This is a genomic window from Rhodococcus sp. Q (assembly GCF_005503035.1).
GTDB lineage: Bacteria > Actinomycetota > Actinomycetes > Mycobacteriales > Mycobacteriaceae > Rhodococcus_G.
The window spans coordinates 212,514-228,201 of the sequence record NZ_SCOY01000004.1; the positions used below are offsets into that span (position 1 = coordinate 212,514).

General features: G+C 69.4%; 13 protein-coding genes. 6 read left to right on the forward strand and 7 right to left on the reverse strand.

Features of this window, described 5'->3' with window-relative positions:
• The first annotated feature begins 45 nt into the window (after positions 1-45).
• Entirely contained in the window at positions 46-795 is a 750-nt protein-coding gene (locus tag FFS72_RS06590; protein WP_249353156.1) for a sensor domain-containing protein, read from the forward strand.
• 108 nt (positions 796-903) lie between these two features.
• Positions 904-1,968, forward strand: a complete 1,065-nt coding sequence (locus tag FFS72_RS06595) for a DUF4192 domain-containing protein (RefSeq protein ID WP_249353157.1) — start codon at positions 904-906, stop codon at positions 1,966-1,968.
• Between the two features lie 17 nt (positions 1,969-1,985).
• Here FFS72_RS06595 and FFS72_RS06600 read toward each other — a convergent pair whose 3' ends face one another.
• The 3 genes from FFS72_RS06600 to FFS72_RS06610 all read right to left on the reverse strand — a co-directional run bounded on the left by FFS72_RS06600 (position 1,986) and on the right by FFS72_RS06610 (position 4,875).
• Complete coding sequence (locus FFS72_RS06600) at positions 1,986-3,026, reverse strand: phosphatidylinositol-specific phospholipase C (RefSeq protein WP_249353158.1); 1,041 nt, start codon at positions 3,024-3,026, stop codon at positions 1,986-1,988.
• A 171-nt stretch (positions 3,027-3,197) separates the two neighbouring features.
• Positions 3,198-4,184, reverse strand: a complete 987-nt coding sequence (gene galE / locus FFS72_RS06605) for a UDP-glucose 4-epimerase GalE (RefSeq protein ID WP_137873189.1) — start codon at positions 4,182-4,184, stop codon at positions 3,198-3,200.
• Positions 4,185-4,188: 4 nt separating this feature from the next.
• Positions 4,189-4,875: an iron-dependent transcriptional repressor DtxR gene (locus tag FFS72_RS06610; protein WP_137873258.1), complete on the reverse strand. Its 687-nt coding sequence runs from the start codon at positions 4,873-4,875 to the stop codon at positions 4,189-4,191.
• A 193-nt stretch (positions 4,876-5,068) separates the two neighbouring features.
• On the opposite strand from FFS72_RS06610, the gene FFS72_RS06615 reads away from it, so the two are divergent.
• Both FFS72_RS06615 and FFS72_RS06620 read left to right on the forward strand, forming a co-directional pair.
• Positions 5,069-6,355, forward strand: a complete 1,287-nt coding sequence (locus tag FFS72_RS06615) for an acetoin utilization protein AcuC (protein ID WP_137873190.1) — start codon at positions 5,069-5,071, stop codon at positions 6,353-6,355.
• A gap of 82 nt (positions 6,356-6,437) precedes the next feature.
• The gene (locus FFS72_RS06620; RefSeq protein ID WP_137873259.1) at positions 6,438-9,065 is read left to right on the forward strand and encodes a bifunctional acetate--CoA ligase family protein/GNAT family N-acetyltransferase; all 2,628 of its coding nucleotides are present in this window, start codon (positions 6,438-6,440) and stop codon (positions 9,063-9,065) included.
• Between the two features lie 76 nt (positions 9,066-9,141).
• On the opposite strand, the gene FFS72_RS06625 is transcribed toward FFS72_RS06620, so the two are convergent.
• The 3 genes from FFS72_RS06625 to FFS72_RS06635 all read right to left on the reverse strand — a co-directional run bounded on the left by FFS72_RS06625 (position 9,142) and on the right by FFS72_RS06635 (position 12,148).
• Positions 9,142-10,113, reverse strand: coding sequence for a sigma-70 family RNA polymerase sigma factor (locus tag FFS72_RS06625; RefSeq protein WP_050066118.1), 972 nt, complete (start codon positions 10,111-10,113; stop codon positions 9,142-9,144).
• A 155-nt stretch (positions 10,114-10,268) separates the two neighbouring features.
• Positions 10,269-11,750 carry a DUF7782 domain-containing protein gene (locus FFS72_RS06630; RefSeq protein WP_137873191.1) on the reverse strand — a complete coding sequence of 494 codons (1,482 nt, stop codon included), beginning with the start codon at positions 11,748-11,750 and terminating at the stop codon, positions 10,269-10,271.
• 38 nt (positions 11,751-11,788) lie between these two features.
• Positions 11,789-12,148: a DUF3099 domain-containing protein gene (locus FFS72_RS06635; RefSeq protein WP_137873192.1), complete on the reverse strand. Its 360-nt coding sequence runs from the start codon at positions 12,146-12,148 to the stop codon at positions 11,789-11,791.
• A gap of 80 nt (positions 12,149-12,228) precedes the next feature.
• Here FFS72_RS06635 and FFS72_RS06640 point away from each other — a divergent pair, with 80 nt between their 5' ends.
• The gene (locus tag FFS72_RS06640; RefSeq protein WP_050066269.1) at positions 12,229-12,465 is read left to right on the forward strand and encodes a DUF3039 domain-containing protein; all 237 of its coding nucleotides are present in this window, start codon (positions 12,229-12,231) and stop codon (positions 12,463-12,465) included.
• Here FFS72_RS06640 and FFS72_RS06645 read toward each other — a convergent pair.
• On the reverse strand, positions 12,438-13,640 hold the full coding sequence (locus tag FFS72_RS06645) for a YihY/virulence factor BrkB family protein (RefSeq protein ID WP_137873193.1): 1,203 nt from the start codon (positions 13,638-13,640) through the stop codon (positions 12,438-12,440). The genes FFS72_RS06640 and FFS72_RS06645 overlap by 28 nt on opposite strands.
• Positions 13,641-13,875: 235 nt before the next feature.
• On the opposite strand from FFS72_RS06645, the gene FFS72_RS06650 reads away from it, so the two are divergent.
• A complete protein-coding gene (locus tag FFS72_RS06650; protein ID WP_137873260.1) occupies positions 13,876-15,618 on the forward strand; it encodes a DEAD/DEAH box helicase in 1,743 nt (580 codons plus the stop codon).
• The last annotated feature ends 70 nt before the right edge of the window (positions 15,619-15,688 follow it).

The window sequence follows — 15,688 nt, forward strand, 5'->3', positions numbered from 1 at the left end:
TGGCAGAGTTGAGGTGCTTGACCACGCGACCCGAGAGGAAGTTCGTTGAGACGCCGCATTCTGGTGGCCGGATTCGCCGCCGTGACCCTCACCCTGGCCGGTTGTTCGTCGGATGTGTCCGGCGTCGCCGAGCCCGACGGAGCGGCAGGTGCGGTCGTACCCGACATCACCGGTCCGGGCACGAGCGGGTCGACCGGGTCGGGAACCGGTACCGGCACGATCGCGGCTCCGCTCTCGTCGATGCTGCTCACCCCGGCCGACTTCCCGGCCAAGTACGAGGCTCTGGTGCTGCCCGACGATGCCGTCGAGCAGGCGACCTCCGACCTCGACGGGATCCCGGCAGGCGCTACCGTCGATCCGGCGGGCTGCAAGCCGCCGCCTCAGGAATTCGGTCCCGATGCCGCCGCCCTGATCGTCGGCACCGACAACGCCGCACGGGCGACGATCTCCGTCGAGCTGGCCCGGGTCGACCGTCCACTCGCCACCCGCGAAGCGGAGCTCGAACAGTGCCCCGAGGTGACGACGACGAGGAACGGTGCCACCGCGACGGTGACGACCACGATGCTGCCGGCGCCGCCGCTGAACGCCGACGACACGATGGCGATTCGTCAGACCGTGACGTCCGGTAACGCGGACCAGAAGGTCACGCAGTCGATGCTGCGACTGGTGGCGCAGGTCGACGACGTGCGCATCTCCGCGACGCACATGTCGTTCGGCGACGCCGCGCCCGACTCGGCCGCGCTCGACCAGGTGTTCACCGAGGCCGTCCAGAAGGTCACGGCAGCGCAGAAGTAAACCGTTCCTCCGAGCCTGTGGACGGAGGCAGTCCGCCGTCCACAGGTCGGCCGATTCCGGTCGTCGCGGGCGGGGGTGAGGTCGGACGTGTCAGGGACGGTTCGTGGCATGGCAACCACACAACCGAATCCTCTGCCCGACGGTCGATCACGGGTGAAGATCAGCAAGCCGGGCGATCTGATCGCAGCCATCCCTGCCCTGCTCGGATTCCGGCCGCACCGCTCGCTCGTCGCGGTCTGCCTCGGCGGCGACCCGACCGTGGTCCAGTGCGTCATGAGGCAGGACCTGCCGCGCGGGATCGTCACTGCCGACGACCGGTTCGGCCTCGAACACATTGCCGGGGTGTGCGCGCAGGCCGGAGCCGAGGCCGTCGTGACGGTCGTCGTCGACGACCGGTACGACGAAGCCGCAGCGGAGAGCAACGATGTGTTCGTCGACCACTTCGTCGACTGCCTCGACGAGGTCGGCATCGCCGCGATCGCAGTACACGCCACGACCGCGCTGGTCGCCGGACGGCGCTGGTGGAGCCTGGCGGGTGACAGTGCGGGTGGGCTCCTGCCCGACCCGAGAGCATCGAGAGTGGCTGTGGCGCAGGTACTTCGCGGCCGACCCATTCTCGAATCGCGCGACCAACTCGTGGACGTTCTTGCCCCGCTGCACCGGCGGGAACAGCGCGCACTGGGACGCCTGCTGGCGCTCGCGCGGCACCCGGCATCGGGAAATCGCAGCGATCGGGAACAGCTCGAGTTCGTGCTCGTGAGGATCGCGGCGATGGAGTCGACCGGTCACCTCACGGACAACGAGATCGCCGCGCTGTCGGTCGCACTCGAACGGGTACCGGTGCGGGACTCCGTTCTCGGATTGGCTCTCACGGACGCCGCCGACGTCGCCGAGCAGGTGTGGATCACGCTCGCCCGTGCGCTCCCCGGCCGCGCCAGGGCGGAACCGGCCGCGCTGCTCGGGTTCAGCGCGTACGTCCGCGGAAACGGTCCACTCGCCGGGATCGCACTCGCCGCCGCACTCGACGCCGATCCGGAACACCGGCTCGCCGGCCTCCTCGACATGGCCCTGCGCCACGGAATTCAGCCCAGCGCGATCGTCGACCTCGCCGAAACCGGTCGGGACAGCGCCGCGGACCTCGGGGTCACCCTGCCGCCCGTCGCACCGGTCTGACGGGAGAGCCGCCGCAGTCAGCGAAAATTGCGGGCGACGAGCTCGTCGACCAGTTCCGCGGTGGGATAGTCGGCCATCACCGCACCGGTGCGCCCGATCGGGTTCGCCTCGAGGTAGTCCTCCGCCCGGTCGAGGATCCCGATGGTGCCGGGGACGCCCCGCGCCACCGTGACGGGCACCGTTCCGGTCACGAGCGCGGCAGGGTTGCCGGTCGCGCTGAGGTGGTTGACGAAGAACGTCTGCGCGTCGCCCGACGCGGCCCGGTCGAACTGGGCCCGGACCAGGTCCCACTTGCGGTCGACGTCGCCGATCCCCGTGAGCTCGTAGGTGTCCTGGATGTCCATGCCCGCAGTGCCCCAGCGGGGACCGAACGTCTCCTCGGCATCGAAACCCTCGATCACCACGATCTTCCCGCGTGCCTCACCGAGTGTCGGGAAGCGGTTCCCGTCCGCCGGCCACAGGTGCTCGCGGAGCCGGGGGCCCGTCTCGGGATCGTCGTGGATGTACCAGTTCAGGGTGTCCTCGTAGCTGCGCGTGTTCTCCGCGGGCGTGTACTCCTCCTTCAGCCGCATCACCACGGTCTCGGTGGGGTGCTCGCGGAGGAAATCGGTCAGCTGCACAACGACATTCGTGAAGTTGGTGTGCAGGTACTCGAGCCCGTGATGGATCGGGAAGACGTCCCGGAAATGTCGGGTCCGGATGTCCACCGCCCGCACACCGGCCCGAAGCTGGGTGGGCAGGTCCACATCCTGTGTGTCTGCGAACACCGAGGCCCGCGCCGCCATCGTGTCGTGTGTTCCGGGCAGTGACAGCTCGGACAGGCCGGTGTCGTCGGGAAGCGCGCTCATCCAGTCCGGGTTGTGCGCCTGCTCGAGCCCGCTGGGCTCGAGGGAGCCGGAGGCGCTGCCCCCTCCGGGCACACTGGCGGTGTCGGCGGATGCCGCGGCGGCGAGTGGCGCCGGAATCAGGAGGAGCGCAGTCAGGAGGACGAACAGCGAACGCGCCGCGGGTGCTGCCCACACGGTCCGGGAATGCACGGGTCGGATGCGCACCGTCACGGGCATCGTCCTTTGCTCACACACATCGGCGGCGAGCCGGCAACGGCTCTCGAATGGTGTGCAGCATTGCACGTCGCATCCCGCGGCGGTGCAGTATCGGCCACCTCGACAGGGGGAGCGCGAAACGAGTGAACTCGCGGACCGCCGGTGTGCGCGGTCCGCGAGCTCGTGTCAGTTCCGACGTGCGGCGTGCGAGCGGTCGCCGAGTTCCTGAAGGTACTGCCATGCGTCGGCCACGATCACGTCGAGGTCGGTGCGCTTCGGCTGCCAACCGAGATCGGCGATGGCACGGTCGCTTGACGCGACCAGTACCGCCGGATCGCCTGCCCGGCGCGGGGCGTCCTCGGAGGTGATCGGCAGTCCCGTCACCCGACGGCACGCCGAAATGACCTCGCGCACACTGAAACCGGCACCACTGCCGAGGTTGTACACGGTGTGGGTCCCGGCGGTGGCGTGGTCGAGTGCCAGCAGGTGGGCGTCGGCGAGGTCGAGCACGTGAATGTAGTCGCGGACCGCGGTGCCGTCCGGCGTCGGCCAGTCGGTGCCGAACACCGAGATCTTCTCCCGCTGCCCCAACGCCACCTGCAGCACCAGCGGAATCAGATGCGTTTCCACGACCCGGTTCTCGCCTGCGCCGCGATACGCGCCCGCCACGTTGAAGTACCGCAGGCTCGTCGCGGCCAGGCCGTACGCGTTCGCGTACGACGTGATCGCGTGGTCGATCGCCAACTTCGTCGCGCCGTACGGATTCGTCGGTCGCGTCGGATCGTTCTCGGTGATCGGGGTGCTGTCGGGTTCGCCGTAGGTGGCGGCGGTGGACGAGAACACCAGCTTCGGGGTGCCCGCCTCACGCATCGCCTCGAGCAACGTCAGGGTCGTCACCACGTTGCCCTGCCAGTACTTCGCCGGTTCCTCGACGGATTCGCCCACCAACGACTGAGCCGCGAAGTGCAGCACACCGTCGAAGTTCCCGCCGCCGAGCACCCGCTCCGCGACGTCGGCGACGTCACCCTCGACGAACTCGGCGCCCACCGGCACCGCGTCCGCGTTGCCGGTCGACAGGTTGTCGACGACCACCACGTCGTGTCCGCGCTCGAGCAGCACTGTCGCGCACACGCTTCCCACATAGCCGGCTCCGCCGGTGACCAGAAGTCGCACCGAGTCAGACCTGCTTGACCTGGACGGCGTGCGCCATCTCGGCGGGAAGGTCCACACCGTCGTGGCCGGGGACGGTGATCGTCACCGAGTCCGGGTGGGTCTCGACAGTGACGCGGGCGTCGGGCACGACACCGGCGGCGCGCAGCAGCGCGATGATCTCGGGATCGGACTGCACGTGCTCGGCGAGCCGGCGGACGACGACCGCCGTCGGCTGCCCGGCGGGCACCTCGGTCAGACGGATCAGCGTCTCGGCCTCACTGTCGGGCCGTGTGAGCCCGAGCTGAGCGAGACCGGGGATCGGGTTGCCGTACGGCGACGTCGTCGGATTGTCGAGCACCTGCACCAGACGCCGCTCGACCTCTTCGCTCATCACGTGCTCCCAGCGGCACGCCTCCGCATGCACCTGGTCCCAGTCGAGACCGATCACGTCGACGAGCAGTCGCTCGGCGAGACGATGCTTGCGCATCACCGCCACCGCCAGCTCCCGACCCTTCTCGGTCAGCTCCAGGTGACGGTCGCCCGCGACGAGCAGCAGCCCGTCGCGTTCCATCCGCGCCACCGTCTGGCTCACGGTCGGTCCACTCTGCTCCAGCCGCTCGGCAATGCGAGCCCGCAGTGGGATGACGCCCTCTTCTTCAAGGTCATAGATCGTCCGGAGGTACATCTCCGTGGTATCGACCAGATCCTTCACGCTCACGCCCCTTCGTTCCCGGTGATTCTACCGGGGGTGTCCGACGAACAGGTGCCACACGCGCGGACGATGCGACCCATGCCACAGCCCGCGTCGCGCGTCGTCGCGCTCGGACACCGCCACCGACACGTCGACAAGTACAACAACGCCTACCGCTCGCGGCTTCCCCGACGGCGCAAGTAGCGTGACAGACATGGACGCAACGACCAGTCCAGGCACTCCGACGCCCGCCGCAGACGGGGTGGTCGTGTGGAGTCCGGACTACTTGAACTATCGGTGGAGTGCAGACCATCCGATGAATCCGACCCGGCTCGACCTCACGATGTCGCTGGCGACCGGCCTCGGTCTGATCGAGGGCGCGGAAGTCGTCGCGCCCGAGCCCGCAACGGACGCAGATCTGCTCCGAATCCACACGCCGGGGCTCATCGCGGCGGTGAAGGAGGCGGGATCCGCTGGGCCGCCCGCGCAGCGGCTGACCGACGCGCGTGCCGACAGCGACGTCGCCCCGCACGGGCTGGGCAGCGAGGACAATCCGATCTTCCCGCGGATGCACGAGGCCAGCGCGATCCTCGCGGGAGGCACCCTCGCCGCGGCTCGGGAGATCGCCTCCGGACGCACACGTCGGGCGGTGAGCATCGGCGGCGGCATGCACCACGCGATGGCGGACTGGGCGTCCGGCTTCTGTGTGTACAACGACGCCGCGATCGCGATCTCCTGGTTGCTGGACAACGGATTCGACCGGATCGCCTACATCGACGTCGACGCGCATCACGGTGACGGCGTCCAGCACGCCTTCCTCGGTGACCCCCGGGTCCTGACCGTCTCCGTCCATCAGCATCCCGCCACCCTGTGGCCGAACACCGGCTGGTCCAGCGAGGTCGGGTCGGGCGCCGGTGAGGGCACCTCCGTGAACGTCCCCGTGCTCCCCGGGACGGTGGATTCCGTGTGGCTGAGAGCATTCCACGCGATCGTTCCCGCCGCTGTGGCCGCGTTCAAACCCCAGATCGTGATCAGTCAGTGCGGCGCGGACAGTCACCGCGAGGATCCGCTCGCCGACCTGTCGTTGACCGTCGACGGCCAACGCGCCGCGTACCGGGCCATGCGCGACCTCGCCGACCGCTATGCAGACGGACGATGGATCGCGGTCGGCGGCGGCGGATACGGCCTCGTCCGGGTGGTGCCGCGGTCATGGACGCACCTGATCGCGACCGTGCTCGGCCGCGACCTCGACCCCGGCGTCGCGGTGCCGGAATCCTGGCGTCAGGCGGTGGCCGCGAAGGCGCCTTCCGTCGACCTGCCGACCACGATGACCGACAACGGCGACACCGACTACCTGCCCTGGGACGGGCCGGGCGGAACGCCCGAGACCGGCGTGAACGCCGTCGATCGCGCGTTGATTCGCGTCGACGCGGCGATCATCGCCACGCGGAGGGCCAGTTTCCCGCTGCTCGGCCTCGATCCGGAGGATCCCCGTGACTGACCCCGGCACCGACAGCACCGACAGCACCGACCGAGACACTGCCGACACGCCGCCGGACAAGCCGGTCTTTCCTGCCCACTGGATCGCCGACGTCCTCGCGACCGACGGCGGCGCCGTGCACCTGCGCCCCATCACCCCCGAGGACGCCGACCGGCTCGTCGCCTTCCACGCGAAGCTGTCCGAGCGCACCCGCTACCTGCGGTACTTCGGGCCGTATCCGACCATGTCCCAGCGCGACCTGGTGCGGTTCACCACCGTCGACCACCACAATCGGGTCGCGTTCGTCGCGATCCTCGGTGACGCGATCATTGCCGTCGGGCGGTACGAGCGACTGCTGGAGGTCGGGGACGGCAAGTCCGCGGAGGTCGCGTTCGTCGTCGCCGACGAACACCAGGGCCGCGGACTGGGCCCGATCCTGCTCGAACACCTCGCCGGTGCGGCCGCAGAGAACGGTTTGACGATGTTCGTCGCCGAGGTGCTCGCCGAGAACCGCAACATGGTCGCGGTCTTCCGGGGGGCCGGCTATCAGGTCAGTCGCAGCTTCGAAGGCGGTGTGCTGCGACTCGAGTTCGCGATCGACCCCACCGAGGCACTGCTGACGGTCCGCAACGCGCGCGAGCGGGCCGCCGAGGCACGCAGTGTCCGCAATCTGCTCAGCCCGCAGTCGGTTGCGGTGATCGGCGCGTCCACCGACGACGCCAAGGTCGGAAACGCGGTGCTGCGGAACCTGCTCGGCGCCGGATTCGCGGGCCCGGTGTTCCCCGTCAACGCCGAACGCCGATCCGTGCGCGGAGTTCGCGCGTACTCGTCGGTGCGCGACATCCCGGACCCGGTCGACCTGGCGGTGGTCGCGGTGCCCGCCGAGGCGATCGACTCGGTCCTCGACGACTGCCTCGCCAAGGGCGTCAAGGCGCTCGTCGTCGTGTCCTCGGGATTCGGCGAGACCGGCTCCGACGGGTACGCGAAGGAACGTCGTCTCGTGCACGCCGCGCGGGCACACGGCATGCGTCTGGTCGGGCCGAACGCACTCGGCGTCGCGAACACCCACCCGGCCGTCCAGTTGAACGCCACGCTCGCGCCGGTCCTGCCGCACGGCGGCAAGGTCGGGTTCTTCTGCCAGTCCGGTGCGCTCGGCATCGCGATCCTCGACGAGGCCGCGCGGCGGCGAATCGGATTGTCCACCTTCGTCTCCGCGGGCAACCGCGCCGACGTCTCGGGCAACGACCTGCTCCAGTACTGGGACACGGACCCCGAGACCGAAGTGGTGCTGCTCTACCTGGAGTCGTTCGGCAATCCGCGCAAGTTCTCCCGCATCGCGCGACGCGTCGCCCGCAACAAGCCGGTGGTCGCGGTGAAGTCGGGCCGCCACGCCGTGCCCGCTGCTCTCCGGGCCACCGGAGTCGAGATCGACGACACCATCGTCCACGACCTGTTCGCCCAGGCCGGTGTCGTGCAGGTCGGATCGATCGCCCAACTTTTCGACTGCGCTGTGCTTTTCGGCTACCAACCCCTGCCGGCCGGGCCCCGGCTCGCCGTGATCGGGAACTCGTCGGCACTCGGACTGCTCGCGGTCGATGCCGCGCGGTCCGAGGGACTCGTCGCCGCCGAGCCCGTCGACCTCGGTCCGCAGGCCACCCCCGAGCAGTTCGCGGGTGCGGTCAGCGCCGCCATCGAGGATCCGGAGGTCGACTCGGTGGTCGCGGTGTTCGTACCGCCGGTCGCGATGGACCCGGAACCGTACGCGAAGGCGCTACGGGACGCCGCGGGCGATTCCGAGAAGCCGATCGTCACCACCTTTCTCGCCGCCGAGGGCATTCCCGACGTCCTGGCGGTGCGCGGTCCCGACGGTCACCCGGTGCGGGGTTCGGTCCCGTCGTTCCCGGGGCCCGAACGCGCCGCGCTCGCGCTCGCACGGGCATGGCGGTACGCGCAGTGGCGTGAACGTCCGGTCTCCAGCGTCGTGCGCCCCGACGGGATCGACGCCGATCGCGCCGCCGCACTCGTGGCCGGCTGGCTCGAGGACAGCGGGGGAGAAGGCCGCTGGCTCACCGACTTCGAGGCCGCGGAACTGCTGGCGTGCTACGGCGTCGGCGTTGCCCGGTTCGCGGAGGCGTCCAGCGAGGCGCACGCCGTCGCGGCGGCGGAGAAGCTCGGATACCCGGTCGCGGTCAAGGCGACCCGCGAGCAGTGGCGTCACCGGCCCGACCTCGCCGGGGTGCGTCTCGACCTCGACACAGCGGACGCCGTGCGACGGGCTTACCGCGACCTCGCGGAGGCGTCCGGGGACCGGCGACTGTACGTGCAGAAGATGGCGACCAAGGGTTTCGGATGCGTTATCGGAGTCCAGGACGACCCGTCGTTCGGGTCGCTGATCTCGTTCGGTCTCGCAGGGGTCATCTCGGGTCTGCTCGGCGACCGGGCGTACCGGGTGCTGCCCCTCACCGAGGACGAGGCGGGCGAACTGATCGACGCGCCGAAGGCGGCGCCGCTGCTGGCCGGCTACCGCGGCGGTCCCGGCGTGAACCGGGCGGCGCTCGTCGAATTGTTGCAGCGCATCTCGGCGCTCGGCGACGACCTGCCCGAGGTTCGGGAGTTGGTGTGCGAGCCGGTGCTGGCGAGCGCGTCCGGCGCTGAGCTCACCGACTCGCGGGTGCGTATCGGTCCCGAGCCGAGCACCCGCCTCGACCTGGGACCGCGCCGCCTGCGCTGAAACCCGAAAGGGTGAGGGGAACCCCTGACCGGTCAGGCCGGTCGGGGGTTCCCCTCACCCTGGGTGGAAAGTCGGATCAGCTGGCGTAGGAGCGGAGACGGTCGGCGCGCTCGCCCTGGCGGAGCTTGCCCATCACCTCACGCTCGATCTGCCGGACCCGCTCACGCGAGAGCCCGAAGATCTTGCCGATCTGGTCGAGCGTCCGGGGCTGACCGTCGTCGAGGCCGTAGCGGAACCGGATCACCTGCTGCTCGCGCTCGTCGAGCGTGGCCAGCACGCTACGCACATCGCTGTGCAGCAGACCGGCGATCACGGCACTCTCCGCTGACGTCGCCTCGGAGTCCTCGATGAAATCGCCCAGCGGGGCTTCCTCGTCGGCACCGACCGGCATGTCCAGGCTCACCGGGTCGCGGCTGTGGTCGAGCAGGTCCGCGATCTTCGCGGCGGGGATGCCCGACTCCTCGGCCAGCTCGTCGTCCGTCGCCTCGCGGCCGAGCTGCTGGTGGAGCTCCCGCTTGATGCGGGCCAGCTTGTTGACCTGCTCGACGAGGTGGACGGGCAGGCGGATGGTGCGCGACTGGTCAGCCATTCCGCGGGTGATGGCCTGCCTGATCCACCACGTCGCGTAGGTGGAGAACTTGAAGCCCTTCGCGTAGTCGAACTTCTCCATCGCCCTGATCAGGCCCAGGTTGCCTTCCTGGATCAGATCCAGCAGCGGCATTCCGCGGCCGGTGTACCGCTTCGCCAGGGACACCACGAGGCGCAGGTTCGCCTCCAGGAGGTGACGCCGCGCCGCCTCACCGTCGCGGACGATCGCCGCGAGGTCGCGCTTCTTCGTTGCACTGAGTCGCTTGCCGGTCTCGAGCACATGAACGGCATACAGTCCCGCCTCGATCCGCTTCGCGAGTTCGACCTCGTCCGCGGCTGTCAGCAGGGCGGTCCGCCCGATCCCGTTCAGGTAGACACGGACCAAGTCTGCGGACGGGGACTGGGCATCCAGATCCTCGGCGGTGGGGCGCGCTCGGCGGGTGGTGGTGGGGCTCGTCATGACTTGCCTCCTCGTCGGTGTTCTCTCATGAGCTTCAACGCCACACGAGTCGGCAAAGTTCCCGAGCGGCCTGCGTCACATCCGCTCTGACCTGCGAGTTCCGCAGGTCCGGCCTGAGAAGTTGCTGAGAAGAACACGCACCCGGAACCGGGCGGTCACCGGGTCGCGGGAACCAGCAGTCCGTGACGGACCAGGCCGTGCACGAGCGGAACGGAAGCATCCACCAGTGCGTCGGCGTCCTCGCCGTGCGCCGCAGCCAGCAACTCCACCAACTCACCCAACGCCAGACCGTCCGCGCGCATTCCACCGAGCAACGCGGCGGCGAGGTCGTCGATCTCGTGCTGCCACGCAGGCCCGTCGCCTCGGTGCACCCGTGCCACCACCTGGCGCCACCCTTCCTCGCCCGGCAGGTAGACCCGTTCGAGTGCGGTCGAGGGGGCGAGCGCGAACCGTGCCTCCAGCACGTCTCGATCACGCAACCACGCCGCCCGATCCAGGTACCCGAGTGCCTCGTCGCCCAGCGGATCGCTGTACGCGTGCCGCAGATCCTCCGCGAGCACGTCGGACGGCTCGTCGGTGCGTCGCAGGTACACGAACCCGAAACCGATGCCCTCGACCTCGTTGGCGGCGAAATGCGCCAGCCACGCCTCGGCCTGGGCGGCCGTCGCGGGATCGCGGGGGTCGAGACCGGCGTCGCGCATCCACGTCCCGACGTACAGCGCGGGATCCGCGACGTCTCGCTGGACGATCCACGCGTCCACCCCGTGCGCCGGCAGCCACGACGCCACCCGTGCGCGCCAGTCGTCGTCGGCCACGTGCACCCACGACGCCAGCATCGACGCCGTGCCACCCGGATTCAGGTGGTCGACGGCCCGGGAGATCATCAGTTCGCTCGCACCGTCGAGGTCGAGGCCGGAGTCCCGGTAGGTGTGCTCGACCCGCGCCCGGCCCACCACGAACGGCGGATTCGCGACGACGCGGTCGAAGGTGCGTCCGGCGACCGGCTCGAACCACGATCCTGCGAGCAGGTCCGCGGTCACGTCGTTGAGCGCGAACGTCGCCGCCGAGAGGTCGAGCGCGCGGAGGTTGACGTCGGTCGCGGTCACCGAATCGGCGTACCCGGTCGCGTGCAGTGCCTGGATGCCGCACCCCGTCCCCACATCGAGGACGCTGCCCGTCGGGGCGGTCGGGGTACCGCGCAGCAGCGACAGCGAGGCGTGCCCGACGCCGAGTACGTGGTCCGGCGCGGTCACCCGAGGCCGCATGCTGCCGTCCAGGTCGGAGACCACCCACACGTTTCCGCGACCGAGGTCCATCGGGCGGAGATCCAGCGCGGCCCGAACGACGTCGCCGTCGCGCTCGAGCAGTCCTGCCGCCACCGCGTGGTCGAGATCGACCGGGGCGAGCGCGGACGCGACCTCGGCTGCCGGGCAGTCGTCGACGAGCAGGAACAGTCGTACGAGTACACCGATCTCGCCGGCGTCGCGGGTGGCGCGTCGCACCGGAACCGGCTCACCTCGTCCCAGGGCCGCGTGGGCGTCGTCGCCGAGCGCGGCGAGAACCGCGTCAGCGGTGTAGTCGGTGCGGTGCAGGGCCTCGCGCAGCGGGCCACAGAGGGAGAGGAGGTCGCGGTTCACGCGGCCCATTCTCGCGCAGCGACACGGTGGTCGCGGTGTCAGCCGTCGATCGTGCGGTGGTTCGCCGACTCGATCGCCGCGGCCGACGCAGGGCGGTGGTCGAACCGTCGTGGTTCGTCGGCCCGGCGCGGCGGTGCGTCGTTCGCCACCAGAACCGCGATCCACGGCAGCGGAATCGAGGCACCGATGATCAGCAGGCTGATCAACCCGTTGCCCCAGGCGCTGTATGCGATCGCGGCCAGCACGAGCGCCGGGATGCGGATTCCCATCATGATCGTGTACTTGCGGACGCGGGCACGGTGCTGCTCGTCGAACGACTGCGCCGCGTCGGTGATCAGTACCGGATTCCGCGAGTCCTCGTCGCCGTCGCGCGGCGAGGGCTGTGAACTCGAAGCCATGTGTCCAGCCTCCCACTTGTCGGCCCCCGAGTCACGACCGGGGCCTCGCCGGGCGCCGACGGATGCGTCATCATGGACTGGTGAGCACTGTGACCAAGGAACGTCCCGACACCACCACCGACGAAACCACGGACGACGACGCCCCCAAGTTCTTCCACTACGTCAAGAAGAACAAGATCGCCGAGAGCGCCGTGATGGGTACCCATGTCGTCGCACTGTGCGGCGAGGTGTTCCCCGTGACGAAGTCAGCCAAGCCCGGTTCACCCGTGTGCCCCGAGTGCAAGAAGATCTACGAGGGGCTTCGTCCGGGGGAGTGACCCTGGTCGACCGGCGCGGCCGGCTGGTGGGTCGGTAGTTCGCAGGCGTCCGCATCCGCGGAGTCGGGCGTCTCGTGTCTGCCACGGTCCGGGTTCACGATGCGGATCGGAGCGGATGCGAGACGCCTCGTCAGTGTGGTCACTGCGCCGGAGTCGGTCGGGTTCGCCGCGGTCTGTGCCGCCAACCATTCCCGGACCTGTTCCATTCGTGTCGCCCGTGCCGGCCAGAACTCCTGGATCGTGGCGTTGAACTGTGCACCGAGAACGACGGCGAAGCCGAGGAAGAACGTGAACAGCAGGAACGCGATCGGTGCTGCCAGTGCGCCGTAGGTGTATCCGGTCTGGGTGATCCACGTCAGGTAGCGGCGTAGCACCGCGCTGGCCGCCATGAAGAACACCCCCGCGAGCAGCGATCCCCCGAGCAGTCGGTGCCACGGCAGCGACTTCGGCAACGCCACCTTGTACAGGGTCGTGAGTCCCGCGATCAACAGCAGGCCGACCGCCGGATAGTAGAAGGTGTCCACCAGCTGCGATCCGACGTCGTACCAGGCCTCGGGCATCGCCCGGCCGACCAGAGTCGGACCCAGTGCCACCAGCGGCAGTACGAACACCGCCACGATCAGGAACATCACGTACAGCAGCAGCGCGAAGATCCGCTGCCACACCGGGTGCCGGGCGTCCTTCTGCCCGTGCGCCTCGACGATCGAGTCGACGAACGTGGCGATCGCCGACGACCCAGCCCACAGGGACAGCAGGAAGCCCGCGGAGATGATCTCCGGCCGGCCGCGGCCGAGCACGTCCGTCAGCGTCGGCTGGATCAACTGGTCGACGACGTTCTCGCTGAACGCGGACCGGCTGAACGTGATGATCTTCGACTCGATGATGCCGACGGTATCCGGACCGAACCAGCCGCCGACATAGCCGATGCTGCCGAGAAGCCCGAGCAGCAGAGGCGGCAGAGACAGGGTCTGCCAGAACGCCGCCGTCGCGGACTTGCCGAAGATCGAGTCACCCCACGCTTTGACCGCGGTTCGCCTGACGACCAACCAGGTGGTCCGAAGTGGATGACGGCGTTCCTGCTCCGCGTCCCCGTGGTGGGTGGGCAGTTCGGCGGGCAGATCGGAGGGCGCCGCGGGTGTGCCACCCGGGTGCTCGTCGCCGATCGGTTCGCTCATGGTTCCTCAAGCATCCCTGACGGCGTGTCGCTCGGCCGCACCGGAGGTGTCGTGTCGGACAACACCTCCGGTGACGTCGGACCGCACGGAACGGTCCTCGTCACCACCTCGTAGTGGAGAGGGTGACGCGCGCCGCGGAATGCGGAGAACGTCGGTGGTGAGGGTTAGGCTCGTGCGGCAGTTGTCCCGGTCGAGAACGACCCGCAATCGAGAAGGAGCGGACGCGACAGTGCTCATGGGGGACACCGAATCGCTCACGACGAGCGCAGCATCGGCATCGTCCGCACCCGCACCCAGCCTCCGTGCCTGGCAGCGGCGTGCTCTGACGAAGTACCTGGCGACCAAACCGCGGGATTTCCTCGCGGTCGCGACGCCGGGCGCAGGCAAGACGACCTTCGCCCTTCGGGTTGCGGCCGAGTTGCTCGGCGACCGGACCGTCGATCAGATCACCGTCGTCGCGCCGACGGAACACCTCAAGCACCAGTGGGCCGAGTCCGCCGCGCGGCTCGGAATCGCGCTCGACTCCAACTTCACGAACTCGACCGGTCAGACGTCCGCCGATTACCACGGCGTGGTCGTCACGTACGCGCAGGTGGCGTCGCACCCGACGAAGCACCGGGTCCGTACCGAGAACCGCCGCACCCTGGTGATCCTCGACGAGATCCACCACGGCGGTGACGCCAAGAGCTGGGGTGACGCGATCCGCGAGGCGTACGACCCCGCGACGAGGCGCCTCGCACTCACCGGAACCCCGTTCCGCAGCGACGACTCCGCGATCCCGTTCGTGCAGTACGAGCCGGACCGCGAGGGCCTGATGCGGTCGAAGGCCGACCACGCGTACGGATACTCCGATGCGCTCGCGGACGGCGTCGTCCGCCCGGTCGTGTTCCTTGCGTACTCGGGTGAGGCGCGGTGGCGGAACAACGCGGGCGAGGAGTTCGCGGCCCGGCTCGGCGAGCCGCTGTCCGCGGAGCAGACCGCGCGGGCGTGGCGCACCGCGCTCGACCCGAGCGGCGATTGGATCCCCGCCGTCCTCGGCGCCGCGAACACCCGACTGCAACAGTTGCGTGCCGGTGGGATGCCCGATGCGGGCGGACTCGTGATCGCCACCGACCAGACCGTGGCCCGCGCATACGCGAAGATCCTCGAGTCGATCACCGGGCAGCCCCCGACCGTCGTTCTGTCCGACGATCCGACCGCCTCGAAGCGGATCGCCGAGTTCAGCAACAACACCGAACCGTGGATGATCGCCGTGCGCATGGTGTCGGAAGGCGTCGACGTTCCGCGCCTCGCGGTCGGTGTGTACGCAACCAGTTCCTCGACCCCGCTGTTCTTCGCGCAGGCGATCGGCCGCTTCGTGCGGTCCCGCGTGAAGGGGGAGACGGCGAGCGTCTTCGTGCCGTCGGTTCCGGTGCTCCTGGATCTGGCGAGCCAGCTCGAGGTGCAGCGCGACCACGTCCTCGGCAAGCCGCACCGCGAGAAGGACGGCCTCGACGACGACCTGCTGGCCGACGCCAACAAGCAGAAGGACGAGCTGGGCGAGGAGGAGAAGGCCTTCACCTCGCTCGGCGCGGACGCCGAACTCGACCAGGTGATCTACGACGGCTCCTCGTTCGGCACGGCGACCTTCACGGGCAGCGACGAGGAGGCCGACTACCTGGGACTGCCCGGACTGCTCGACGCCGATCAGATGCGTGCGCTGCTGCGTGAGCGTCAGGCCGGTCAGATGGAGAAGAAGTCACAGGAGTCCGCGGTGCACGTTCCGGCGCCCGCGGCGTCCGAGCGGGTCGAGTCCGCGGCGAAACTGGCCCAGCTGCGCAAGGAACTGAACGGTCTCGTCGCGATGACACACCACCGCACCGGCAAGCCGCACGGCTGGATCCACGGCGAACTGCGCCGCGTCTGCGGTGGCCCGCCGACGGCGATCGCCACCGTCGACCAGCTGACCGATCGGATCGCCGCACTGCGCAAGTGGTGACCGATCGGCCGTCCCGATACAACGACAGTGCCCGCACCCTGATGGGTGCGGGCACTGTCGTACGAAGGGG

What these genes read in the sequence shown, in the direction of transcription:
- FFS72_RS06595 (WP_249353157.1), top strand. Translation starts at nt 904, where the DNA reads ATGGCAACCACACAACCGAATCCTCTGCCCGACGGTCGATCACGGGTG.
- FFS72_RS06615 (WP_137873190.1), top strand. Translation starts at nt 5,069, where the DNA reads ATGGACGCAACGACCAGTCCAGGCACTCCGACGCCCGCCGCAGACGGG.
- FFS72_RS06625 (WP_050066118.1), bottom strand. Translation starts at nt 10,113, where the DNA reads ATGACGAGCCCCACCACCACCCGCCGAGCGCGCCCCACCGCCGAGGAT.
- FFS72_RS06635 (WP_137873192.1), bottom strand. Translation starts at nt 12,148, where the DNA reads ATGGCTTCGAGTTCACAGCCCTCGCCGCGCGACGGCGACGAGGACTCG.
- FFS72_RS06645 (WP_137873193.1), bottom strand. Translation starts at nt 13,640, where the DNA reads ATGAGCGAACCGATCGGCGACGAGCACCCGGGTGGCACACCCGCGGCG.
- FFS72_RS06650 (WP_137873260.1), top strand. Translation starts at nt 13,876, where the DNA reads ATGGGGGACACCGAATCGCTCACGACGAGCGCAGCATCGGCATCGTCC.